Source organism: Micromonospora chokoriensis, from assembly GCF_000718555.1.
Taxonomy (GTDB): domain Bacteria; phylum Actinomycetota; class Actinomycetes; order Mycobacteriales; family Micromonosporaceae; genus Micromonospora; species Micromonospora chokoriensis_B.
The window spans coordinates 49361-71573 of record NZ_JOAN01000011.1 but is presented as its reverse complement, the minus strand read 5'-3'; the positions used below and the strand labels follow the sequence as shown (position 1 = coordinate 71573).

General features: G+C 71.0%; 23 protein-coding genes. 12 read left to right on the top strand and 11 right to left on the bottom strand.

Annotated features, from left to right (window positions below; translation table 11 throughout):
• Positions 1-51: 51 nt before the first annotated feature.
• Positions 52-801: a hypothetical protein gene (locus IF46_RS0116115; protein ID WP_030489166.1), complete on the top strand. Its 750-nt coding sequence runs from the start codon at positions 52-54 to the stop codon at positions 799-801.
• Here the strand turns inward: IF46_RS0116115 and IF46_RS0116110 are convergent.
• Positions 750-2339: a phospholipase D family protein gene (locus IF46_RS0116110; RefSeq protein ID WP_030489165.1), complete on the bottom strand. Its 1590-nt coding sequence runs from the start codon at positions 2337-2339 to the stop codon at positions 750-752. The two genes, IF46_RS0116115 and IF46_RS0116110, sit on opposite strands and share 52 nt — an antisense overlap.
• Before the next feature lie 134 nt (positions 2340-2473).
• Here IF46_RS0116110 and IF46_RS35525 point away from each other — a divergent pair, with 134 nt between their 5' ends.
• On the top strand, positions 2474-2602 hold the full coding sequence (locus IF46_RS35525; RefSeq protein ID WP_256441970.1) for a hypothetical protein: 129 nt from the start codon (positions 2474-2476) through the stop codon (positions 2600-2602).
• 64 nt (positions 2603-2666) lie between these two features.
• Here the strand turns inward: IF46_RS35525 and IF46_RS0116100 are convergent, their stop codons facing one another.
• Both IF46_RS0116100 and IF46_RS0116095 read right to left on the bottom strand, forming a co-directional pair.
• Positions 2667-3653: a pirin family protein gene (locus IF46_RS0116100; RefSeq protein WP_030489164.1), complete on the bottom strand. Its 987-nt coding sequence runs from the start codon at positions 3651-3653 to the stop codon at positions 2667-2669.
• Between the two features lie 10 nt (positions 3654-3663).
• The gene (locus IF46_RS0116095; protein WP_030489163.1) at positions 3664-4146 is read right to left on the bottom strand and encodes a MarR family winged helix-turn-helix transcriptional regulator; all 483 of its coding nucleotides are present in this window, start codon (positions 4144-4146) and stop codon (positions 3664-3666) included.
• Between the two features lie 158 nt (positions 4147-4304).
• Here IF46_RS0116095 and IF46_RS0116090 point away from each other — a divergent pair, with 158 nt between their 5' ends.
• On the top strand, positions 4305-4838 hold the full coding sequence (locus IF46_RS0116090; RefSeq protein WP_030489162.1) for a GNAT family N-acetyltransferase: 534 nt from the start codon (positions 4305-4307) through the stop codon (positions 4836-4838).
• A gap of 10 nt (positions 4839-4848) precedes the next feature.
• Here the strand turns inward: IF46_RS0116090 and IF46_RS0116085 are convergent, their stop codons facing one another.
• Positions 4849-5337 carry an FBP domain-containing protein gene (locus IF46_RS0116085; protein WP_030489161.1) on the bottom strand — a complete coding sequence of 163 codons (489 nt, stop codon included), beginning with the start codon at positions 5335-5337 and terminating at the stop codon, positions 4849-4851.
• Between the two features lie 59 nt (positions 5338-5396).
• On the opposite strand from IF46_RS0116085, the gene IF46_RS0116080 reads away from it, so the two are divergent.
• Entirely contained in the window at positions 5397-5966 is a 570-nt protein-coding gene (locus tag IF46_RS0116080; RefSeq protein ID WP_030489160.1) for a TetR/AcrR family transcriptional regulator, read from the top strand.
• Positions 5967-6255: 289 nt separating this feature from the next.
• Here IF46_RS0116080 and IF46_RS0116075 read toward each other — a convergent pair whose 3' ends face one another.
• The gene (locus IF46_RS0116075) at positions 6256-7260 is read right to left on the bottom strand and encodes a hypothetical protein (protein ID WP_157563063.1); all 1005 of its coding nucleotides are present in this window, start codon (positions 7258-7260) and stop codon (positions 6256-6258) included.
• Between the two features lie 94 nt (positions 7261-7354).
• Here IF46_RS0116075 and IF46_RS0116070 point away from each other — a divergent pair, with 94 nt between their 5' ends.
• Positions 7355-7759, top strand: coding sequence for a winged helix-turn-helix transcriptional regulator (locus IF46_RS0116070; protein WP_030489158.1), 405 nt, complete (start codon positions 7355-7357; stop codon positions 7757-7759).
• A complete protein-coding gene (locus IF46_RS0116065; protein ID WP_036392302.1) occupies positions 7756-8343 on the top strand; it encodes a DUF1684 domain-containing protein in 588 nt (195 codons plus the stop codon). The genes IF46_RS0116070 and IF46_RS0116065 overlap by 4 nt, the downstream gene beginning before the upstream one ends.
• A gap of 48 nt (positions 8344-8391) precedes the next feature.
• Here the strand turns inward: IF46_RS0116065 and IF46_RS0116060 are convergent, their stop codons facing one another.
• Entirely contained in the window at positions 8392-8979 is a 588-nt protein-coding gene (locus IF46_RS0116060) for a general stress protein (RefSeq protein WP_030489156.1), read from the bottom strand.
• A 111-nt stretch (positions 8980-9090) separates the two neighbouring features.
• Between IF46_RS0116060 and IF46_RS0116055 the strand changes: the two genes are divergently transcribed.
• From IF46_RS0116055 to IF46_RS0116040, 4 genes are all read left to right on the top strand, one after another.
• The gene (locus IF46_RS0116055) at positions 9091-10920 is read left to right on the top strand and encodes a glycoside hydrolase family 15 protein (protein ID WP_030489155.1); all 1830 of its coding nucleotides are present in this window, start codon (positions 9091-9093) and stop codon (positions 10918-10920) included.
• A gap of 151 nt (positions 10921-11071) precedes the next feature.
• Positions 11072-13948 (top strand): ricin-type beta-trefoil lectin domain protein, encoded by a 2877-nt coding sequence (locus IF46_RS0116050; protein WP_051723942.1) that lies wholly within the window; start codon positions 11072-11074, stop codon positions 13946-13948.
• A gap of 104 nt (positions 13949-14052) precedes the next feature.
• Positions 14053-14553, top strand: a complete 501-nt coding sequence (locus IF46_RS0116045; RefSeq protein ID WP_030489153.1) for a metallophosphoesterase family protein — start codon at positions 14053-14055, stop codon at positions 14551-14553.
• 120 nt (positions 14554-14673) lie between these two features.
• Positions 14674-15633, top strand: a complete 960-nt coding sequence (locus tag IF46_RS0116040; RefSeq protein ID WP_030489152.1) for an NAD(P)/FAD-dependent oxidoreductase — start codon at positions 14674-14676, stop codon at positions 15631-15633.
• Positions 15634-15642: 9 nt separating this feature from the next.
• On the opposite strand, the gene IF46_RS0116035 is transcribed toward IF46_RS0116040, so the two are convergent.
• The 3 genes from IF46_RS0116035 to IF46_RS0116025 form a co-directional block, all read right to left on the bottom strand.
• Positions 15643-16938, bottom strand: coding sequence for a cation:proton antiporter (locus IF46_RS0116035; RefSeq protein WP_030489151.1), 1296 nt, complete (start codon positions 16936-16938; stop codon positions 15643-15645).
• Between the two features lie 107 nt (positions 16939-17045).
• Positions 17046-17723 carry an HAD family hydrolase gene (locus IF46_RS0116030; RefSeq protein WP_030489150.1) on the bottom strand — a complete coding sequence of 226 codons (678 nt, stop codon included), beginning with the start codon at positions 17721-17723 and terminating at the stop codon, positions 17046-17048.
• A 26-nt stretch (positions 17724-17749) separates the two neighbouring features.
• Positions 17750-19888 carry a SpoIIE family protein phosphatase gene (locus IF46_RS0116025; RefSeq protein WP_030489149.1) on the bottom strand — a complete coding sequence of 713 codons (2139 nt, stop codon included), beginning with the start codon at positions 19886-19888 and terminating at the stop codon, positions 17750-17752.
• A 198-nt stretch (positions 19889-20086) separates the two neighbouring features.
• Between IF46_RS0116025 and IF46_RS0116020 the strand changes: the two genes are divergently transcribed.
• Entirely contained in the window at positions 20087-20896 is an 810-nt protein-coding gene (locus IF46_RS0116020; protein WP_051723941.1) for a mechanosensitive ion channel family protein, read from the top strand.
• 73 nt (positions 20897-20969) lie between these two features.
• Here the strand turns inward: IF46_RS0116020 and IF46_RS0116015 are convergent, their stop codons facing one another.
• Positions 20970-21323: a DUF6401 family natural product biosynthesis protein gene (locus tag IF46_RS0116015; RefSeq protein WP_030489147.1), complete on the bottom strand. Its 354-nt coding sequence runs from the start codon at positions 21321-21323 to the stop codon at positions 20970-20972.
• A gap of 162 nt (positions 21324-21485) precedes the next feature.
• On the opposite strand from IF46_RS0116015, the gene IF46_RS0116010 reads away from it, so the two are divergent.
• Positions 21486-21935, top strand: a complete 450-nt coding sequence (locus IF46_RS0116010; RefSeq protein ID WP_030489146.1) for a hypothetical protein — start codon at positions 21486-21488, stop codon at positions 21933-21935.
• Here the strand turns inward: IF46_RS0116010 and IF46_RS0116005 are convergent.
• Positions 21932-22141, bottom strand: a complete 210-nt coding sequence (locus tag IF46_RS0116005) for a hypothetical protein (RefSeq protein WP_030489145.1) — start codon at positions 22139-22141, stop codon at positions 21932-21934. The genes IF46_RS0116010 and IF46_RS0116005 overlap by 4 nt on opposite strands.
• Between the last annotated feature and the right edge of the window lie 72 nt (positions 22142-22213).

The following is a 22213-nucleotide window of genomic DNA, read 5'->3' as shown; positions in this document are numbered from 1 at the left end:
CTGGCGGGACCGGCCGTAGCGTCGCGTGTACATACCCGGTTCGGAGGCACCGTGCTCGATCCAGCCGCTCCCCAGCTCGTCGTGAACAGTCGCACCCTCTACTTCAGCTGGCTGCCGGCGGACCCGGACGCGGTCGCCGCAATGGTCCCGCCAGGGCTTTGCCCCCGCCCGGACCGGCAGGTCTTCCTCAACCAGTACGTCGTCGACGACGAGACGCAGACCTCCGGCTTCGGCGCGTACTCGCTGACCTACCTCGGCGTCTCGCTACTGGGCGTCGACGCGCCGGGCGGCCTCAACCCGGGCGGCTGGTGGACCCACTACGTAGCGTCCAGCCGGCGGGTCCGTGAGTACGCTGCCGCCCGCGGCGCCCCGGTGCTCGCCGGCCGGACCAAGATCGAGGCGAACGGCGAGGGCCTGCTGTCCGAGACGGAGATCGACGGCACGCCCTTGATCCGGGCCCGGTGCCACGTGGGGGAGACCGGGCACGTGATCAGCAGCGGGCACCACCGCTACTTCACCCGGCGCGACGGTCAACTCCTCAGCTCGGTCTACCCGTTCGTCGCCGAGCCGGTCGCCCCGTTCGAGATCGAGTCGGTGGAGTTTCTCCAGCCCAGCCACCCGCTGTACGCGCTGCGCCCAGCCAACCCGCTGACCATCGGTTTCGGCTACTACTCGCCGCGCTCCTCGTTCGCCTACCCCGGTGGGCTGAGCGTCCACGCGGTGGCCGCGCCGGAGCCGGCCCACCTGGTTCACCAGGTGCCGGCCAGCCTCGCGCGCAGTGGCCTGCCGTCCGGGTCGTAGACCAGCCGGTACACCGGCAGCGCCCAGGCCCGGGTATACCACGGCAGCCGCTCGGGGCGGTGCGGACGCAGCCGTCCGGGCGGCCGTTCGCCCACCTGGCCATCGTCGTACCACTGCTGTAGCGCGTCGGCGGCGGCCGTGACCGCCGCGACGGCGTCCGCCGGGTCCAGCAGGTCGGCGTCGTCCGCGCCGTCCGGGTCCCGGTCCAGGTGCTCGCGCCAGAGCCGCAGTCGTAGGTCCCGGGCGAAGGTCCGGGCACCGTCGCCTCGCCCCGCCGGGTCGATGGGCTCCCGCTGGTCGCGGGTGTCGTCGAGCACCGCGCAGGACAACTCGCTGTCGTGCGTCCAGGACCGCCGGTTGAAGTTGTCGCTGCCCACGCTGGCCCAGACGTCGTCGACCACACACACCTTGGCGTGCACGTAGACCGGGTCGCCGGCGTGGTTCTCCACGTCGAACACGTGCACCCGCTCCGGTGCGGCCCGCTCACACAGCGACAGCGCCTGCTCGCGCCCGACCATGTTCGGCGGCAACGCGAGCTTGCCGTCCACGTCCGGGTGTCGGGGGACGACGGCGATCAGGTGCAGGTCCGGGTTGTCCCGCAGCGCGTGCGCGAACAGGTCCGCGACCTCGGTCGACCAGAGGTACTGATCCTCCAGGTAGATGAGTCGGCGGGCACGGCGTACCGCCTTGGTGTAACCCCGGGCCACGGTCCGCTCGCCGTCCGGCGCGAACGAATAGCGGGGACGGACGGCGGGGTAGGTGCGCAGCACCTGGATCTGGTGCGGACCGCACGGTGGCGGATCGGCCGGCTGCTCGGGCAGCGGGTCGGGGCGCAGGTCGGAGCCGCGCAGTCGATCCCGCAGGTAGGCCATCGGGTTCTCCGAGTCCAGGGGCATCGGGTCGGTCCAGCGTTCCCGGAACAGGGTGTCCAACGCGCCGACCACCGGGCCGCGCACCGCGAGCTGCACGTCGTGCCAGGGCGGATTGGGTCCGTACCGGGGGGACATCTGCACCGGCTGCGGGTCGCCATGGTGAGCGGCGTCATCGCGGCGGCTGTGGCAGAGGTCGATCCCGCCGGCGAAGGCGACGTCCCGCTCGGGATCGCCGCGGTGCCGCAGCACCACGAGCTTCTGGTGATGCGAGCCGCCGCGCCGGACCCGTTGATCCAGCAGCACCTCCCCACCGGCCGCCGAGATCGTCTCGCTGAGGTCGCGGTTCTCCGCCTCGCTGTACGCCAGGACGTCGAGGTGTGAGCGCCAGATCAACCCCTTGACCACCACACCGCGTTGGGCGGCCTGCGCGAAGAGCTGGGCCACGGTCGGACCATCCGGGCGTAGCCGCTGGTCCGGGTCACCCCGCCAGTCGGTGAAGAACAGGTGGTCGCCGGGGCCCAGGGCTTCGACCTCGTCGACCAGCCGGTCGAAGTACGCGGCGCCATGAATCAACGGCTCAGCGAGGTTTCCCGTGGTCCACACGGGTAACCCAGAGACCGGGTTGGCGCGTTCCTCTGCGGTGAGAAACCAGTTCTGCAACGGCACCGTCCAGCCCCCCTGGAGGTCGGCAACGTCCTCACGGTAGGACCCCCGACGCGGGTCCGCACGCCAGGTCGACCGACCGGTGACCTGGCCAACGCCATCGAACGCGACGTGACAACAACCGAGGAGGCCACACCATGCCCCGCGACACGACGAATCCCGTGACCGAGAACCGCGAGCCGGCGGTGGAGAGCGAACGGGGTGCGCTGGTAGCGGTGTTGGTGATGGTAATTCTGGGTGTTGCCGGGATTTTTGCGGTGTCCTGAGGCGGCGTCGGCGCCCCCGGGGTGGACCGGAGGCGCCGACGCCGAGCTCAGTGGTCGACCGTGATCAGGGCCGGGTGCCCTGGCCACCGGTGTGCGGGAGCCGCTCGGTGGGGATCACGCCGAGGCGGCCGGCCTGGAAGTCCTCGAATGCCTGGAGCAGCTCGTCGCGGGTGTTCATCACGAACGGGCCGTACTGTGCCACCGGCTCCCGGATCGGCTGACCACCCATGATGTAGAGGTCCAGCGCCGGGGTGTTGCTGTCCTGCGCGGTGTCGGCGCTGAACCGCAGCGCGTCACCCGGGCCGTGCACCGCGAGCTGGCCGGTCCGCACCGGCCGCCGGTCGGTGCCGACCGTGCCGCGACCACCCAGCACGTACACCAGGGCGTTGAACTCGGGCCGCCAGGGCAGGTCGACCTGCGCGCCCGGCTGCACGGTGACGTGGGTGATGGTGATCGGGGTGAAGGTCGAGCCCGGGCCGCGGTGCCCGGCGACCTCACCGGCGATGACCCGGATCAGCGCGCCGCCGTCGGGCGTGGTGAGCAGCGCTGACTCCCGCCCCCGGATGTCCTGGTAGCGGGGTGGGTTCATCTTGGCCGAGCGGGGCAGGTTGACCCAGAGTTGGGTGCCGTGGAAGAGCCCGCCGCTCACCACCAGGTGCTCCGGCGGCGCCTCGATGTGGAGTAGGCCGCTACCCGCTGTCATCCATTGGGTATCGCCGTCGGTGATGGTGCCGCCGCCGCCGTTGGAGTCCTGGTGGTCGAAGACACCGTCGATGATGTAGGTGACGGTCTCGAAGCCGCGGTGCGGGTGCCACGGGGTGCCCTTCGGCTCGCCCGGCGCGTAGTCGACCTCGCCCATCTGGTCGAGGTGGATGAAGGGGTCCAGGTCGGTGCTCGACACCCCGGCGAAGGCGCGACGGACCGGGAAGCCCTCACCCTCGAAGCCGGTGGGCGCGGTGGTCACCTTGCGGACCGGGCGGATCGTGGTGGTCTCGTCCAGCCGAGGCAGGCGGGGCAGAACGAGGACGTTGTCGACGGTGATCGCGGGCATCGAAGGCTCCTTAGCGGGTGGCCGGGGTGGTCGAGCTGACCCGCGATGCGCGCAGGCGCTCGCCGAGCCGGTCGAAGATCCGGGTGAGGCAGGCGACCTCGGCATCGTCGAGGTCGTCCATCAGGTGGGTGCGTACCGACGCCAGATGGTGGGGTGCCGCGTCCCGCAGGGCGAGCAGGCCGGCGGCGGTGAGCACCGCCTCGCTGCCGCGCCGGTCGTCCGGGCAGGGCTCCTTGCTGACCAGGCCCCGGCGCTGCATGGAGGAGACCTGGTACGTGAGGCGGCTGGGCGAGAAGATCAACCGGCTGGCCAGCTCGCCCATCCGAAGTCGTTGCCCCGGCGCCTCGGAGAGCAGGACCAGCACGTGGTAGTCGGCGAAGCTGAGGTCGCTGTCGGCCCGCAGGTCCTCTTCCAACTGGGTGTAGAGCCGCTGGCTGGCCTCGATGTAGGCACGCCAGGCGGCCTCTCGGTTGCGGTCCAGGCTCTCGGTCATGCCCACGACGATAGCACTAGTTAAAAATTTAACTAACAAGGTTCGACGTTGCCTGGATCACTCCTCGACCGCTTTTCAAGTCGAGTCGTGCAGTTTTGAAGGAAGCGTGTGCTTAATGGGCGGCGCGCAGGCCGCGTGGTGTGCCAGACTCCGGCCTCGTGGAACATGTGGAACTCGCCGCCGCCGACCTGTTGCTGCGCCCTTGGCGAGACGAGGACGCCCCGGCGGTGCGCGACGCCCTGCGCGACCCGGCGATCGCCCAGTGGAACCCGCAGGGCGGCGACCCGATCGACGACGAGGTCGCGCTGCTGTGGGTGCGCCGCCGGGCCGACTGGTCCAGTGGCGGCCACGCCTCGATGGCGGTGACTGCGGCGGCCGACGGCGCGCTGCTCGGCTCGGTGTCGCTGCACCGCATCCACGATGGCGACGCGTCCATCGGCTACTGGACGGTGCCCGCGGCACGGGGGCGGCAGGTGGCGGTGCGCGCCGTCGTCCGGCTCACCGACTGGGCGTTCGCGGACCTGGGGCTGCACCGGGTGGAGTTGTGTCACGCGGTCGCCAATCCGGCGTCCTGTCGGGTGGCCGATCGGGCTGGCTACCCGGCCGAGGGGACCTTGCGCGAGTCGTACCGCTACGGCGACGGCCGCCGCTACGACGAGCACTTGCACGCCCGGCTGGCCACCGACCGCTAGTCGGCGGCCGTCACTCGCCGACCTTGCGCAGGAACGCTGTGAGGGTGGCCCGGACCCGCTCGATCCGCTCCGGCAGGGGTAGCGGCTCGGGCATCGGGGGATCGGTGCGCTTCTTTCCCCGCACGTAGAGCGAGCAGGCCAGGTCGGAGCAGATGTACGTGCCCACCGAGTCGCCCTGCCGGCCCCCGGGACCGGCCTTGCGGGCGGTCATCAACGTGACGCCGTCGCCGCGGTGCGTGGTCAGGCAGAGCGAGCACATGCTGTGCCGCATCCGCCCGGTCTGGTGCGCCGCGGCCCGCAGCACCACACCGACGAGCTTGCCGTCGAATTCGGCGAGCAGGTAGGCCCGGTGTGGCGCGGCTGGATCCCGCCAGCCGAAAAAGTCGAGGTCGTCCCAGGGCAGAGTTTCCAGTTCGTGCGGTACGGCCATCCGCTTCGCCTCGCCCTGGCTGCAGTTGACGAAGGACTTGCGGATGACGGATTCGGTCACGGCTAACATAGGTAGTAGCCTAGCCATCTTAGGCAAACGGTTATTACGGCTAGGTTGGAGTGTGCTGCGTGGTGCGTGCGGGGCTGACCGTCGATCGCCTCACGATGGCCGGGGCCGAGCTGGCCGACGAGGTGGGCGTGGAGAACGTCACCGTCGCCGCGCTCGCCCGCCAGTTCGGGGTGAAGGACGCGAGCCTGTACTTCCACCTGAAGAACGCGCACGACCTGCGGGTCAGGATCGCCCTGCTGGCGCTGGCGGAGCTGGCCGACCGGGTGGCCGCCGCGCTAGCCGGTCGGGCCGGCAAGGACGCGCTGGTGGCGTTCGCCAACGCGTACCGCGACTACGCGCGAGAGCACCCGGGCCGCTACGCCGCCATGCAGATCGACCTCGACCCGCAGACCGCCGCCGCGAGCGCGGGCGTCCGGCACGCCGAGATGACCCGGGCCATCCTGCGCGGCTACCGGCTCGCCGAGCCCGACCAGACCGACGCGGTGCGGATGATGCACAGCACGTTCCACGGGTTCGTGAGCCTGGAGCGGACCGGCGGCTTCCGGCACACCCCGCGCGCCACGGACGACTCCTGGTCGCGCACCCTGGACGCCCTCGACGCCGTGCTCACCAACTGGCCGTCGCGCTGACGGTCGAGCGGGCATGCGTCCGCCCACCCGGCCGGCGCTCAGAGGTGTGCTCGGATCAGGGCATGGCGGGTGCGGTGACGTTCACCAGCCAGTCGGTTCCGAACCTGTCGGTGCACCTGCCGTAGAGCGCGCCCCACGGCGATCTGGCGAATGGCACCGTGATCGTCCCCCGCGAGGACAACCGCTCGAAGTACGTGGTGAGTTCCGCCTGGTCGCCGCCGAGGGTGATCGACGAGCTGCCCCCGGCCGTGTCGTCGCCCGATCGACCCCTGATGGCTGACCCGGGCGGTCACCGTCCCACCTCGGCGGTGAGCGGGCGGCGCTGCGCGGCCCGCTGCCGGAGCAGGACGAATCCGAGGCCCGCCAGGAACCAGGTGGCGAGGATGACGAGGGGCGCCAGGGTGTGTGCGCCGTCGAAGTAGCCGAAGTTGTTGACCGCCCGTACGGCCGCGCCGGGTGGGAGCTTCCCCGAGATCGCCTGTGCCCATTCCGGCAGCAGGTCGACCCCGATCGTCGCCCCGCTCGTCGCGTTGCCGATGGTCGTCAGAGTGAGGACGGCGAGAGCGATGCCCGCCGGGCCGAGCCAGGCCCCCAAGGCCTTGGTCGTGAAGGCGCTGGCGGCGGAGAGCAGGATGAGCGAGAGCGCGAGCAGCGGGAACGGCGCCGTGAGTGATCCGTAGACCGGACCTGCGACGGTCGCCGCGATCACACCGATCAGGACGGCGAATCCGGCCATCGCGTAAAGGCGGTGGCGCAGCCGCACCTTCGCGGTGGCTGCGGTGAGCCCCTGCGCGAGGACGAACGACGAGAGGGTGACGCCGAACACCACGTAGAAGGCGGACAGCCCTCGGCTGTCATAGGTCGCCAGCGGCACGATGTCGTTCTCCTGGACGGTCGCCCCAGCCTTCTTGGCGAGACCGGCCGCGAGCTGACGCGCGGCGCCGCTCTCGCTGAACCCGCTCGCGCCGGCGTAGTCGAGTGTCAGCGTGGTGGGGGAGGTCGCGCTGAGGACGGCGACGGCGTCGCCGTGTCGCACCATGGCCTCGCCGTCGGCGACGCTCGCGACCTCGGTGACGGCCACGGCGTTACCGAACCCGGCCTGGGCGGTGTTCGCCAGTTGCGCGCTGGCCACGGCGATCGGCAGCTGGCTCGGCTGAGGGCTGCGTTGCAGTCCGACATAGACCGCGATGAACGCCGTGCCGATGATCAGCCCGGTGATCACGAGCGTTGTCCAGGCTCGGCGCTGGGTGACGACGGGCGCTTCGTCGGTACGGGGATCGGATGGCGACGTCATGGGCACCTTCTCGGGTAGTGTGGTTTGAATGTCCAACCAAACGAACCGTAGCACCGACGGTTTGAAAACCAAACCAGAGCGGGACACTCTCGCTGTGGCGCTCGACGCAGTCAACGACAGGTGGTCGCTGCACATCGTGCGTGCGCTCGCATTCGGCGCCTCGCGCTACACAGAGATCCTTCGCGCCGTCGGCGCGCCCAGGGACGTCCTCGCCGCCCGACTGCGAAAACTGGGCGAATCCGGCATCCTCCAGGCCCGTTCCACCGAGAACGGCAAGGTCGCGGGGTACGAACTCACCCAGAAGGGCAAGGACCTCGGGCAGGTCATCCTCGTGCTCAAGCGCTGGGGTGACACCTACAGCGAGGGCGACGTGCCCAGGGTCGACTTCATCCACGAAGTCTGCGGCCAGGTCTTCGTCGCCGAGGTGCGCTGCCGGGCGTGTGGCAAGCCCGTTCGGTCCGGAGAGTTGTCAGTCGATCAGGAGTCGCCAGCATGCTGAGCGACCTGGAGTTGGCCGACTGGCGGGAGCGGGTCGCCCGGCTGTACCTGTCCGACGTCGACCTGACCGGCTTCCGCGCCGGCCGCGACGAGCTCTTCGCCACCCACCCGCAGAGCCCGATCCCACCGCCGGATCGTCCCGGCTTCTCCGGGGTGCGCTACTTCCCGCCCAACCCCGAGGCCGTGGTCGAGGCGCCCCTGCGCTCGGCCAGCGGCGAGCTGCGCGTCGACACGGGTGGCCCGGACGGCGTGGTCGCGTACCGGCGGGTCGCGGTGGCCGAGACGCCGTGGGGGCCGCTGACCCTGTGGTGGATCGAGGCGTACGGGGGCGGGCTCTTCGTTCCGCTGCGCGACGGCACCTGCGGGCGGGAGAGCTACGGGGGAGGGCGGTACCTCACCGACACGGTGAAAGGCACCTTCGGTCGGGGCGTCGAACTGCTGCCCGGCGATCGGGTCCGGCTGGACGCCAACTATCTTTACAACCCGAGCTGCGCCTACGACGACCGCTGGGCCTGCCCCCTGGCACCACCAGAGAACCGGGTCGACGTGCCGCTGCGCGCCGGCGAGCTGGCGTACCACGACTGAACGGCCGCCCGCCCCGAGTGCTGCCGGGACGGGCGGTCGATCGTCGGTCTAGCGGGCGTGCGCCGCAGACCTGGGCGGCTGCATCCGTGCGAGCAACTGTCGCGCCTGGTCGGCGAGTTGGGCGTCGACGGTCACCGCGTACTGGCCGGCGCGTAGTGAGCTGGCCGAGGTGAAGTCGCGCTGCCCGCCCGTCATCGCGTGCGCGACCGCGCCGAACACGGCACCCCAGATCGCGCCGATGACCAGGCCGACCAGGATCACCGCCAGCCAGTTGCCGACGGTGAAGATGCCGAACAGCAGGCCGATGAAGAGCCCGAACCAGGCCCCGGTGCCCGCGCCGAGCAGGCCGGCTCGACCGGTGGTCATCCGCCCGAGCACCGTCTCCACCAGGGTGAGGTTGGTGCCGACGATGGCGCTGTGCTCCACCGGAAAGCGATTGTCGGCCAGATGGTCGACGACCCGCTGCGCGGCCGGATAGTCCGGGTACGAGCCGATCGTCACGGTTGGCGGGCCGGACTCCGGCCCGTGGCCGTCACCGGCCGGTGTCGACAGGCGGCCGGCCGGCCCGGATGGAAGCAGGTCGCCACCCTGTGTGCCGGGCCGCCAGGCGGCGGTCGGCCCTGAAGCTGACGTCATGAGCATCCTCCCTCGTCAGCTCGGTGGGTTCCCGTCCAGGTCGAGCGGTAACGCGGTGGCTGCCGTCGCCGAGGAGGGGAATGCACGCGGGCGGCTCGGGTAGCCAGGCAGGTGGAGAGCGGACAGATCAGCGACTACGGCTTCCTCGCCGACGGCCGCAGCGCGGCCCTGGTGGACGCCTCGGGCTCGGTGAACTGGTGGTGTCCGGGTCGGTTCGACGCCCCGTCGGTGTTCGGGCGGCTGCTCGACGACGGTGCCGGGCACTGGTCGATCCGGCCCGAGGACGACTACCGCGTCGAGCGCTCCTACCTCGACGACACCCTGGTGCTGCGGACGGTCTTCCGGACCACGCAGGGGGAGGTCGCGCTGACCGACGCGCTCGCCTTCGAGCCGGGCTCGCGCGGTCACGACATCGGCCTGCACTCGCCGCAGGTGCTGGTCCGTTCGGTGCAGGGGCTGTCCGGTGCGGTGTCGATGCGGGTCCACTACCGGCCGCGCTTCGAGTACGGCCGCGCCGTCGCGTACCTGGTCGAGCGGGAGGACATGCTGGAGGCCATCGCCGGGGCCGCCCGGCTCACCCTGCGCGGCAGTGTGCGGTTGACCGCCGACGACGGCGAGGCCACCGGGACGTTCACCGTCCGCGCCGGCACGAAACACAACTTCAGTCTCGGGTACGCCCCGACCTACGACGCCCCGCTGCCCGAGGTGCCGGACGCCGACCAGACCATCGCGGACACCGTCGCCGGTTGGCGGTCCTGGGCCGACGAGCACGAATACCAGGGGCTCTACGCCGAGCAGGTGCGGCGCAGCGGGCTGGTGGTGCAGGGCATGACGTACCGGCCGAGCGGCGCGGTGGTGGCCTCGGTGACCACGTCGTTGCCGGAGAAGCTCGGCGGGGACCGCAACTACGACTACCGCTACGTCTGGGTGCGCGACTTCAGCCACACCCTGCGGGCGCTGTGGCGGTCGGCGTGCCTGGACGAGGTGCGGCGGCAGTTCGCCTGGTTGGGCCGGGCGATGGGCCGGATCGGCGATCAGCCGGTACCCATCATGTACGGGGTGCTGGGGGAACGGGACCTCACCGAGCACCGCCTGGACCAGCTCGGCGGTTACCGGGACAACCCGCCGGTGGTGATCGGCAACGATGCGTGGCGGCAGCGGCAGAACGACATCTACGGCGCGGCGATGGACGCCGCCTGGTTGATGCGCGACAGGCTGGAGCCGTTCAACCCGGATGTCTACCACCTGCTGCGGGTGCTCGCCGATCAGGCCGAGCAGAACTGGAAACTGCCGGACGCGGGGATGTGGGAGGAGCGTGGCGTCCAGCACCACCACGTGTCGTCGAAGGTGGAGTGCTGGGTCGCCTTGGACCGGGCGGTCCGCTTCGGCGACCAACTCGGCGGGCCGCAGGATCTGGCCCGCTGGACGGCGGCCCGCGACGAGGTGCGCGCGGTGGTGCTCGAGCGGGGGTGGAGCGAGCGGCTTCAGTCGTACACCGGGGTTCTTGATTCCGACGAGATGGACGCGTCGGTGCTGGTGATGCCGCTCGTGGGGTTTCTGCGGGCCGACGACCCGAGGATGCGTTCGACGATGCGCGCGGTGGAGCAACGGCTGTCGCACAACGGTCTGCTGCGGCGCTGGGACGGCGACCCGGCAGGGTTCGTCATCTGTTCGTTCTGGCTGGTGAGTTGCCTGGCGCTGGCCGGTGAACGGGACCGGGCGCACGAGTTGTTTCAGGATCTGGCCGCTCGGGTCAACGACCTGGGCCTGTTCGCCGAGCAGATCGACCGGCGGACCGGGGAGCAGTTGGGCAACTTCCCCCAGGCGTTCTCGCACATCGGCCTGATCAATGCCGCCGGTGTGCTGACCGATGTCGAGCAGGACCCGACGTTGCGCGAGTGCGGGATGCCCCCGGCACACTTCACCCCGACGCGCTACTGAAGCCGTTCTTTCGTATAAATCTTGACAACTTTCTATCTGTTGACGTGAAGTTCTATCGCCTCTCAGCGAAAGACGTTAATGTCCGGGACACCCTGCGGTGCTCCTCCAGTCGGCGGGAGCGGCACCGAGATCCCGGACAGCTGGAGGTCTCGTGTCCCGCACACCGCGCCGACGTCTCGTCAGCGCCACCACCCTGCTCATCGTCCTGGTCACCCTCTGCCTCGTCCCGCAGGCAGGCGTTCGCCCGGCCGCCGCCTCTCTGGCCCCGGCCGCCGCCCTGGCGCCGCCCGCCACCATCGGTTTCGAGAAGGTCGCCCTCGATGGCGGTCTCTCCATGGGTGAACCGATCGAACTGGCCGTCGCCCCCGACGGCAAGGTCTTCTACATCAACCGGGGCACCAGCAGCGCTGGCGGCCAGGTCCGCCTCTACAACCCGGCGACGAGCTCCACCACGGTGGCCCTAACCCTGGCGTTGGACGCCCGCTTTGAGGACGGCCTGATCGGCATCACCCTGCACCCGAGCTTCGCGAGCAACCGCTGGGTCTACCTGTTCTACTCGCCGAAGGTCACCCCACTGGTCAACCGGATCAGTCGGTTCACCTTCAACCCGTCCACCCTGCTGCTCGATCCGGCCAGCGAGGACGTGCTCATCGAGTGGTCCACCGAACGCGATCTCTGCTGCCATTCGGCCGGCTCGATGACCTGGGACACCGCCGGCAATCTCTACTTCGCCGTCGGTGACAACACCAACTCCGGCGGTGACTCCGCAGGGATGGCCCCGATCGACGAGCGGACGAGCCGCAACGCGCAGTACGACGCCCAGCGCACCTCCGGCAACACCAACGACCTGCGCGGCAAGATCAATCGAATCCACCCGGAGAACGACGGCAGCTACACCATCCCCGCCGGCAACCTCTTTGCCGCCGGCACCGCGCGCACACGCCCGGAGATCTATGTGATGGGCGTGCGCAACCCGTACCGGATCTGGGTGGACCGTAAAGCGAACAACACCCTCTACTGGGGCGAGGTCGGCCCAGATGCCGGCGCCGACCTCGCCAATCGTGGCCCGGCGGCGTACGACGAGTTCAACCGGGCCAACGGGCCCGGCAACTACGGCTGGCCGTACTGCGGTGGCCCCAACGTCGCCTACAACGACTGGGACTTCGCCACCGCCACGCCGCGCGGCTGGTTCCCGTGCGGCGGCTCGACCGGCCCGGTCAACAACTCGCCGCGCAACACGGGCGTCCAGCAGCTCCCGCCGACGAAACCGGCGCTGGTCTGGGAGCAGCACGGCGGCAGTGAGGACTGGCCGGCGCTGGACAATCCGGGTGGGTGTGGGTCGCCCAACCACGTCGAGGTCTACCACTACGACCCGAACCTCGTCTCGGACGTGAAGTGGCCCGCCTACTACGACAACAAGTGGCTGATCTCCGAGTACTGCCGCAACTGGATCAAGGAGGTCCAGTTCGACAACGGCAACCCGTCCACCGGCGCGCCGACCGTGATCGAGCCGGTGCTCGCCGGCATGAAGCTCGTCCACCCGATCGACTGGCAGTTCGGCCCGGACGGCTCGCTCTACCTGCTGGAGTACGGCAGCGGCTACTTCTCCGGCGCGGTCGACGCCGGTCTCTACAAGATCAATTATGTCCAGGGTGGCCGGTCGCCGGTGGCCCAGGCCACCGTCAACCGGGACAACGGTCTGGCACCCCTCTCGGTGAGCTTCTCCAGCGCCGGCAGCTCGGATCCGGACGGCGACCCGCTGACGTACGCCTGGGACTTCACCAACAACGGCAGCACCGACTCGACCGCCGCGAACCCGTCCTTCACGTACTCGGCCAACGGCAGCTACAACGCCCGGCTCACCGTCAACGACGGCACCGGCCGCAGCGCCACCACTGTGGTGTCGGTGGTGGTCGGCAACAACCGGCCGACGGTCACGCTGACCGGCCTGCCCGACGGCGGGCTCTTCGACTGGGGGCAGGACCTGGCGGTGACCGCCTCCGCCAGCGACCCGCAGGACGGCACGCCGGCCTGCTCGGCGGTGGTCGTCCGGGCCGCGCTGGGCCACCAGGAGCACGCCCACGAGGAGGGGGAGGGGACCGGCTGCGGTGCCACCTTCAACACCGGCCCGGTGCACGCCGGCCCCGACTCGGTGCTGTTCTTCGTCCTGCGGGGCAGCTACACCGATCGCGGCTCGACCGGCTCGACCGTCCTGACCGGGGAGAAGCAGATCATCCTCTACCCGAAACAGTGGCAGGCCGAGCACGCCGTCGGGCTCAACGGGCCCAAGGTGATCGACCAGGCGGCGGCCGAGGGCGGCAAGCGGCTGGGTGACGTCCAGAACGGCGAGAGCATCCGGCACCACGCGGTGAGCCTCAAGGGGATCACCGGAGTGCGGGCCCGCGTCTCCTCCGGCGGCCCCGGCGGCACCCTCTCCTTCCGGTACGACTCACCGACGGGCACCGAGGTCGCCCGGATCGCGGTGCCGAACACCGGCGGTTGGGACAACTACACCGAGCTGAGCGCCACGGTGACCAGGCCCGACGACGGCACCCACGACCTGTACCTGGTCGTCACCGGCGGCAGCGGGGCGTTGCTGGACGTGGACAGCTACACCTTCACCGGCCCGGGCGTCGGCACCGGCGGAGCGCGTACCGGTGCGGTCACGGCCCTCGGCAAGTGCGCGGACATCGCCTCCAGCCAGACCGCGAACGGCACCAAGGTGCAGACCTGGACCTGCAACGGCACCGCCGCCCAGCGCTGGACCCTGCCCGGCGACGGTACGGTGCGTGGGCTCGCCAAGTGCCTGGACGTGAAGGCGAGCGGCACCACCGACGGCACGCTCGTGCAGCTCTACGACTGCAACGGCAGCGGAGCCCAGCAGTGGGCCGCCCAGTCGGACGGCAGCCTCCGCAACCCCCAGTCCGGGCGTTGCCTGGACATCCCCAACTCGGATCTCACCGACGGTCGGCAACTGCGAATCTGGACCTGCAACGGCACCGGGGCACAACGCTGGACCCTGCCGTGACCGTCCCCTGACCGCTTCTTGATCACTTGATGCTGAGTAGTTGTGGGAGGGCCCCAATGGCTACTCAGCATCAAGTGATCATGAGGTCGGGGGAGAATGTCGGGATGCGGCTGGTGCTGACTGCGGACACCCACGTACCGAAGCGGGCCCGGGACCTACCCGGGCCGCTCTGGGCGGCCATCGAGGCAGCCGACGTGGTGGTGCACGCCGGTGACTGGGTGGACGAGGCCCTGCTCGACGCCATGACCGCGCGATCGCGCCGACTGATCGGGGTGTACGGCAACAACGACGGCCCCGGGCTGCGCGCCCGGCTGCCGGAGGTGGCCCGGGTCGAACTCGACGGCCTGCGGATCGCGGTGGTGCACGAGACCGGGCCACGCACCGGCCGCGAGAAGCGGTGCGCGGCCCGATTTCCCGATCTCGACCTGGTGGTCTTCGGGCACTCGCACATCCCCGCGGACACCGAAGCGCCAGGCGGGCTGCGCCTGCTCAACCCCGGCTCACCGACCGACCGTCGCTCCCAACCCCACGCCACCTACCTCACCGCCGAGGTGCACGCGGGCAGTCTGACCGAGGTGCAGTTGCACCGCCTGCCCCGCGCCTGACCCCCTGCGCAGGAGTTACTGGCCTCGGCCGGTCTCGGCCATCACTGTTCTTCGAACAGGCGTGCCAGTGCCCCGTTCGTCGGTGCTTCATGCCCGCACGCTGCCACCTACGATCAACGGATGACGGTGGACCGGTCGGGTGTCGTGGTGGTCGGGGCGGGTATCGCCGGGGTGGCCTGTGCGGTCGAGTTGAGCCGGGCCGGGGTGCCGGTGCAGGTCCGGGAGCGGGGGCACGTCTGCGGTGGCCGGATGGCCAGCAAACGCTTCCAGGGCCGGCCCGCGGACATCGGCGCCGCGTACTTCACCGCCAGCGACCCGGACTTCGTCGCCCTGGTCGAGCAGTGGCGTGCCGCCGGGCTGGTCCGCGAGTGGACCGACACCTTCCAGGCGTACGACCGCAGCGGGCACCACGAGGTGCCGGGGCCGATGCGCTTCGCCGCCCCCCGTGGGCTGCGCTCGCTCGTTGAGCACCTGGCCAGTGCGGTGCCGGTGACCGTCGACCGGTTGGTGCTCACCGTGGAGCCCGGCCCGACCGTGGACGGGCAGCCGTGCGCGGCGGTCGCCCTGGCCATGCCGGGCCCGCAGGCCGCCCTGCTGCTCGACCCGGCCCTGGCCGACGCCACCCGGGTCGTGCAGGAGCAGCGCTGGTCGCCGTCGTTGGCCGCCGTGCTGCGCTTCCCGACCCGGCGTTGGCCGGACTTCCGAGGCGCGTTCGTCAACGAGCATCCGGTCCTCAACCTCGTCTGCGACGACGGCGACCGGCGCGGCGACGGGGCGCCGGTGCTGGTCGCGCACACCGTGCCGGAGTTCGCGGCCGGGCACCTGGCCCAACCCACCGGGGCCGGCCCGGCGATCGAACAGGCCGTCCGGGACCTGCTCGGGCTGCCCGAGCAGGCCGTGGACGTGCACGTGCACCGCTGGACGTACGCGAAGCCGACAAGCGCTGCCACCGATGCCACCCACCACCTCGACGCCGACGGGATCGGTCTGGCCGGCGACGTGTTCGGCAAGTCCCAGGTGCAGAGCGCGTGGCGCTCCGGCCGGGACCTGGGCCGTGCGCTCGCCGCCCGCCTGGCCTGAGCGACGCGCTCAGGGGCGCCCGGCTGCCGCGACGGGCCGTGCGTCGGCGTCCCGCTCGGCCGGGTCGGAGGTCCGTTCACCCTCCCGATCCAGCAACTGCATGACCGGGGTCGCCGAGATGCCGTGCGCCACGACGGAGACGAGCACCACCAGCCCGACGATCGCCCAGAGCAACTCGGCCTGCGGAAAGTCCGCCTTCGTGGTGGCGTACGCGAGGTAGTAGAACGAGCCGACACCGCGGATGCCGAACAACGAGATGACCCAGTGTTCGGCGGGGCGTCCCGGGGCGCCGCGCAGCGACAACCAGCCGATCAGCGGCCGTACCAGGAACACCAACGCCAGCCCGACGGCGGCCGCCGGCCAGGTCAGCGGGCCCAGCAGACCCCCGACGATCGCGCCACCGAGCAGCAGCAACAACACCAGGGTGAGCAGCCGTTCGACCTGCTCGGCGAAGTCGTGCAGCACCGAGTGGAACTCGTGGGTCCGCTCGGCGGCCCGGATCGCCCGGGCGGCCACGAACACCGCCAGGAAGCCGTACCCGCCGACCACCTCCACGAGCCCGTACGCCAGGAACGTGGCGGCCAGCGCCAGGAAGCCCTCGGCGTGCCGGGCCAGCCGCAGCTCGCTGGGCGCCCGGAAGAACAGCTTGCCGAGCAACCAGCCGATGAGCAGCCCGCCGCCGACGCCGATGCTGATCTTCCAGAGCACGTCCACGGCGAACCACTCGGCCAACCAGTCGCGTGGGGCGAGGCTTGTCGAGGCGATGGCGATAGCGGCGTAGACGAACGGGAACGCCAGCCCGTCGTTGAGGCCGGCCTCGGAGGTCAACGCGAAGCGGACCTCGTCCTCGGAATCCTCGACGTCGGTGGGCTCGCCGACCTGCACGTCGGCGGCGAGCACCGGGTCGGTCGGGGCCAGCGCGGCGCCCAACAACAGCGCAGCGGCCGGCACCAGCCCCGCCCACCACCAGCCGAGCAGGGCCACCGCCGCGATGCACAGTGGCATCGCGATCGCCAGCAGCCGCCAGGTGGACGACCACCGCCGCCAACTCAACGGCCGATCGATCTTCAGGCCGGCGCCCATCAGCGCGACGATCACCCCGATCTCGGTGAGGTGGGTGGTCAGCTCCGGGTGGGCCAGGGGGTCCGGTGTCGGCAGCCCGACCGGCAGCAGGAACACCAGCATGCCGAGGGCGAGGAAGGCGATCGGCATGGACAGCGGGCGTCGCTCCAACACCCGCGGCAGGATGCCGGCGAGCAGAGCGCCCAGGCCCACCAGCGCGAACGCCACATCTACCGGCTCCACGGCACCACCCTTCAGCCGCACCCGCGAGGCGCGGGGCAGGTGGTGACAGTCCATGCCCCGCCGGGGCCTCGGCTATGCGCGTACGTGCTGGCGAACCGGAGTGAGTCTCACCTGGGGCGGGTCAGCGGCGAGTCCGCCAGTTCGTTCAACAGCGCGGCCGGGTCGTCGTAGACCGCCACGGCGCCCGCGCCGGCGAGCTCGCCTCGGCTGGTGCCACCGCAGGTCAGACCCACGCAGGGGATGTGCAACCCGCCGGCCGCCACGACGTCCCACACCGAGTCGCCGACGAAGACCACCCGCTCGGCGGCCAACCCGGACTGCTCCAGCGCGGCGACCAGGATGTCCGGTGCCGGCTTGCTCTGCTGGGCGTCCGCCGAGGAGGTGATCGTGTCGATCACGTCGTCGGCGGCCAGCGCCCGGCGCAGCGCGCTCACCTCGGGTTCCGAGGCGGAGGTGGCGAGCACCACCCGCAGCCCTCGCTCGGCGCAGGCGCGCAGCAGATCGGCCGCCCGGGGCAGCGGCGTGAGTCGTTCCCAGTACTCGGCGTAGAGGGTGTCGTGCGCGTCGCGCAGTCTCGTGTCGGCGTCGCGGTCCCGCTCCGGGCCGAGAAGGTGGTCCAGGAGCTTGTCCGACCCCATCCCGATCGAGCGGTGCACCGTCGCCATCGGCACCGGCTGGTCGGTCTGCCGCAACGCCTCCCACCAGCTCACCGTGTGCAGGTAGGTGGTGTCGACGAGGGTGCCATCGATATCGAAGAGGACCCCGGCGGGCCGGTCGGTACGCATGGGCGTCCTCCTACCCTTCGGGCGTCTCAGGGATGTGCGGGCGGCGGCGTGAGGATCTCGAACCAGACCGTGGAACCACGGACCGACGGGTCGGTGCCCCAGGCGTCGCTGAGCTCCTCGATCAGGCCGAGACCACGCCCACGACTGCTCAACGTGTCGGTGCGGGCGCGGGTCACGGTGCCCCGGGTGCCGGAATCGGCGACCGAGACCAGCAGTCGCTCCGGGCTGAGGTCGATCTCCACCCGAGCGGCGGTGCCGGCGTGCAGCAACGCGTTGGTGGTCAACTCGCTGGTGCAGAGCACCGCAGCCCCGATCACCGACTCGGGCACCTGCCACTCGGTGAGTTGGCCGGTCATCCAGTGCCGGACCCGGCTGGGCGCGGTCGGCTCCGCGGGCACCTCCATGCTCGCCGAACGACTCGGTTTCAGCGCGTGTTCGACCGCCAGCACGGCCACGTCGTCCTCCGTGCCACCCGCAACCGCCGCCGTGGCCACCGCGCAGAGCGCGCGCGGGTCGCCGCTGCTGGCCTTGGCGACGGCGTCGCTCAGGGTGGACAGCCCGGCGCTCAGGCTCTGCCGGCGACGCTCCACCACGCCGTCGCTGAACAGCAGCAGGGTGTCACCGGGACGGAACGCGACAGTCGTGGTGCCCGGCCGCCCGCCCAGACCCAGCGGAGGGCCGGCTGGCACGTCGACGTACTCGGCGTGGGCGCGACCCGACGATCCGCCGCGGCGGATCAGCGGCGCGGGATGACCGGCGCTGGCCAGGGTCAACTCCCGCCGCTCCGCGTCGATCACCCCGAACGCCACGGTGACGAAGAGCTCGTGCGTGCCGGCCTCCGCGCCGAGGCTGGTCACCAGCCGGTCCAGGCCGGTCAGGACGGCGTCGGGCGCCGGGTCGGCCAGGGCCAGGGCGCGCAGCGCGGCCCGGACCTGCCCCATCCGCGCGGCGGCCTGCACGTCGTGCCCGGCGACGTCGCCCAGCACCACGCCGAGCGAGCCGTCGGGCAGCAGGAACGCGTCGTAGAAGTCGCCGCCGGCCGCGTTGCCGTCCACCCCGGGGTCGTAGCGGGCCGCGATCCGCAACCGGGGCAGATCCGGCAGGTGCTCCGGTAACATGCTCCGTTGCAGCAGTTGGGCCGTGCCGTGCTGGGTCTCGAACCGGCGGGCCCGCTCCGCGGCCTGGCCGATCAGCTCCGCCGAGGCGGCCAGCAGCGCCCGCTCGGCGGGCGACCAGGTGTGCGGGGCCTGGTAGCCGACCGCCAGCCCGCCGCGGACCACCGAGGTGCCCAGGGGCAGGGCCGCCATCGCGCGGATCTTCTGGTCGTGGCGGTCCACGGCGGTGTCCCGCAACGGTTGCCCGTCGCGGGTGAACGACGGGACGCCGGAGCCGGCCGCCTGCACCACGGGTGCCGACCAGTCGGCCTCCGCGCGCCGCCAGAGTGGGGGGAGGCGCTCGTCGGCCTCGTCCAACAACTCGCCGCGGACCCGACGCACCATGCGCCAGCCACCGCCGCCCTCGTCGACGGCGAATGACGCCTGGTCGGGGTCGAACGTGTTGATCGCGTACCGCAGCGCCACCCGGGCCACGTCGTCGAGGGTGAGGGTGCCGGCGAGCGCGGCGGCCACCTGGCTGAGGCTCTGCAACTGCTCGGTGACGTGAGTCGTCTCGGCCGCGACCGTCAACACGCCGATGATCTGCCCGGCGCTGTCGCGCACCGGCGAGTGGCCCCGGGTGAAGACCGCCTGCTCCACCGTCGCGGAGTGCCCCCGCACCAGCGGCAGGGTGGACTCCTTCTCCAGGAACGGCACGCCCTGCCGGTAGCTGCGCTCGATCACCGCACCGACACTCGGCAGCGCCCAGATCTCCGCGAACACCTCGGCGGCCGGGCGGCCCAGCGCGCTCGGGTGTTTGGTGCCCAGCAACTCGGCGTAGGCGGCGTTGTAGAGCAAAACGAGGTCGTCGCCGTACGCCAGGGCCATCGGCATCGGCGAGGCGAGGATCAGCTCGATCACGGCCCGGACCGCCACGTCCCAGTTGTCGGGTGAGCCCAGCGCGGTGGCGGCCCAGTCGTGGGCGAGCACGCCAGCGGCAGCGCTGGGCCCGGTGGGTGCGTCCGGGCCTGGAGTTGCTGGCGTGGGGACCCGCCCGACCGTTCCTGGCATGTTCGCAGCCTAGTCGGCCGACCGGAAAAGACATCTGAGCACGGCGGCGGGCCGTCGCCGAGTCCGTCGGGGTGGCTGTTCGGGCAGTTCAGAGCCCCCGTCCGGAGGGGTGTCGGCAAAAACGCCGTGCGCTGCGCGGACTGCCGGACCTGTTGCCGGGTAAGCGCCCGGCGCAGTCCATGCGACAGGAGGGACATCATGCTGAAAACCCTCGCGGTCCGGCAGGCCGACATCGGTGATGCCATCGCCGACACCTGGAGGTCGGTGCTGCTCTTCATCCCGAAGGCAGTGGCCTTCATCGTCATCCTGGTGGTCGGCTGGATCATCGCCAGAGCCGTCCTCAAGATCGTGGATACGGTGCTGGAACGGGTGCGCTTCGACCAAGCGGTCGAACGCGGCGGTATCAAACGGGCCCTGGAGAGAACGAAGTACGACGCCAGCGACATTCTGGCCAGACTGGCGTACTACGCCGTACTGCTGTTCACGCTGCAGTTCGCCTTCGGAGTCTGGGGGCCCAACGCGATCAGTGACCTGATCAGCGGCGTGGTGGCCTGGCTGCCGCGTGCGTTCATCGCGATCGTCATCGTGGTGGTGGCGGCCGCGATCGCCAACGCCGTCCGGGATCTGGTCACCGGGGCGCTGGGAGGGCTCTCGTACGGCAAGGTCCTGGCCGACCTGACGGCGATCTTCATCATCGCCCTCGGTGTGATCGCCGCGCTGAACCAGGTGGGTATCGCCACCACAGTGACCACCCCGGTGTTGATCGCGGTGCTCGCCACGGTGGCCGGCATCCTGATCGTCGGCGTCGGCGGTGGTCTGGTGAAGCCGATGCAGAACCGCTGGGACGGCTGGCTGGACCGGGCGGCCCGGGAGGCCCGGGCGGTGCAGCAGCAGCGTCAGGCCACGGCGGCCGGGCGCAGCGACGTGGAGCGGCAGATGGCCGACCGCGGGGGTGACCGTACCCAGGCGATGCCTCGGGTGGACGAAGCCCAGCAGTACCGCTCGTAGCGGGGCGTAACGGCACGACGGGTGGGGAGGGTGTTCCGCGTACGACGCGCGGGGTGCCCTCCCCGAGCCCGTTTCAGTCTCGGTCGAGTGAGCGCGCCAGCGCGCAGACCGCGAGCAATCGCAGCAGCAGCCACTCCGGGCAGCTCCAGTCCACCGGCCCGACCGGCGGCGTCCACCCGTGCTCCAGGGCTGCGGCTCGGACCCCCTCGGCGTAGCCGGCGAGCGCCGCCGAGGTCAGCGGCGTGCGGTCGCCGTCGAGGCTGTCCCGCACGGCCGCCGCGTGCTGGTCGACGAGGGCCAGTAACCCCGGTCGTACGGCGGCGGCGGTGAGCCCGACAGTGCCCACGGAGACGGTGAGGGCGGCCAGGGTGGACCGCGCCGAGTCGACGGCGGAACGGGGGGCGACCCGGTTGAACGGCACACGCATGGTGACCGAGGCTATCCGACCGGTGACCGTGTCGACCTCGGCCGCTTGGTGGATGTCGGCTGCGCCACTGGGGCGATCGCCACTGACCACGGGGGTTGATCCGGCACAGACGGGGCAGCAGGAGAACACCCACAGACGGCGGCACACGGCACGGAGGCAGGGATGGGACAGCAGGCGGATGGCCCGGACGAGCGGCACCAGCGGCCGGACGGGGTGAGCGACGCGACCCTCGCCGCGCTCGGCAAGCTCAGCGAGGCGCTGGAGTGCGTGGAGCGGGCCCGGGGGCACCTGTACTCGATGCACCAGTTGATCGGGCATGCCGACCTGATGCTCGACGACGCGGTGGAACAGTTTCGCGCCGCCGGGCATCCGCAGCTCGCCGACCGGATCGACACGGAGTTGCTGGGCCGCAACGTCATCGCCGGGCGGTGGACGTTCCAGATCGTCGAGGACTTCGACGACGGTTACCACGCGCTGTTTCGGGAGTTGGACCAGCAGGCCCGCGACGAGTTGGTGGGCGGGCGGCGCCACCTCTACGAGGCGGAGATGAAGGAACGTCGGCGTAGCCGGGGTCGGCCAGGGCACGAGGCCCGACCGGGAAGTGGTGGCTAGTCGCTTGTCGCGTCGGCCGGGCGTCGCCGGGCCGCGTCGTCAGCGATGATCACGGTGGCCACCATCAGCGCGACGCAGAGGCTGAACAGCCACGAGTCGTCGGTGACGAGCCAGGCGGACACGGGTGCCTGCAGGGCGGCGAGCAGGAAGCCGAGCCAGGCGAGCCGGCGCTGACGCGTCGAGAGGAATCCGGAGCCTTGATGCATCCCGAAATTCTTACGCGAACCGGCCGGCTTGCCGTCCTCCGATCGGCCGATTCTGGATGAGCTGTCCGTTTT

Bases quoted from the DNA above. Each gene is read 5' to 3' on its own strand.
- IF46_RS35525 (WP_256441970.1), top strand. From the start codon at position 2,474: ATGCCCCGCGACACGACGAATCCCGTGACCGAGAACCGCGAGCCGGCG.
- IF46_RS0116100 (WP_030489164.1), bottom strand. From the start codon at position 3,653: ATGCCCGCGATCACCGTCGACAACGTCCTCGTTCTGCCCCGCCTGCCT.
- IF46_RS0116095 (WP_030489163.1), bottom strand. From the start codon at position 4,146: ATGACCGAGAGCCTGGACCGCAACCGAGAGGCCGCCTGGCGTGCCTAC.
- IF46_RS0116085 (WP_030489161.1), bottom strand. From the start codon at position 5,337: ATGTTAGCCGTGACCGAATCCGTCATCCGCAAGTCCTTCGTCAACTGC.
- IF46_RS0116075 (WP_157563063.1), bottom strand. From the start codon at position 7,260: ATGACGTCGCCATCCGATCCCCGTACCGACGAAGCGCCCGTCGTCACC.
- IF46_RS0116060 (WP_030489156.1), bottom strand. From the start codon at position 8,979: ATGACGTCAGCTTCAGGGCCGACCGCCGCCTGGCGGCCCGGCACACAG.
- IF46_RS0116045 (WP_030489153.1), top strand. From the start codon at position 14,053: ATGCGGCTGGTGCTGACTGCGGACACCCACGTACCGAAGCGGGCCCGG.
- IF46_RS0116040 (WP_030489152.1), top strand. From the start codon at position 14,674: ATGACGGTGGACCGGTCGGGTGTCGTGGTGGTCGGGGCGGGTATCGCC.
- IF46_RS0116030 (WP_030489150.1), bottom strand. From the start codon at position 17,723: ATGCGTACCGACCGGCCCGCCGGGGTCCTCTTCGATATCGATGGCACC.
- IF46_RS0116025 (WP_030489149.1), bottom strand. From the start codon at position 19,888: ATGCCAGGAACGGTCGGGCGGGTCCCCACGCCAGCAACTCCAGGCCCG.
- IF46_RS0116020 (WP_051723941.1), top strand. From the start codon at position 20,087: ATGCTGAAAACCCTCGCGGTCCGGCAGGCCGACATCGGTGATGCCATC.
- IF46_RS0116015 (WP_030489147.1), bottom strand. From the start codon at position 21,323: ATGCGTGTGCCGTTCAACCGGGTCGCCCCCCGTTCCGCCGTCGACTCG.
- IF46_RS0116010 (WP_030489146.1), top strand. From the start codon at position 21,486: ATGGGACAGCAGGCGGATGGCCCGGACGAGCGGCACCAGCGGCCGGAC.
- IF46_RS0116005 (WP_030489145.1), bottom strand. From the start codon at position 22,141: ATGCATCAAGGCTCCGGATTCCTCTCGACGCGTCAGCGCCGGCTCGCC.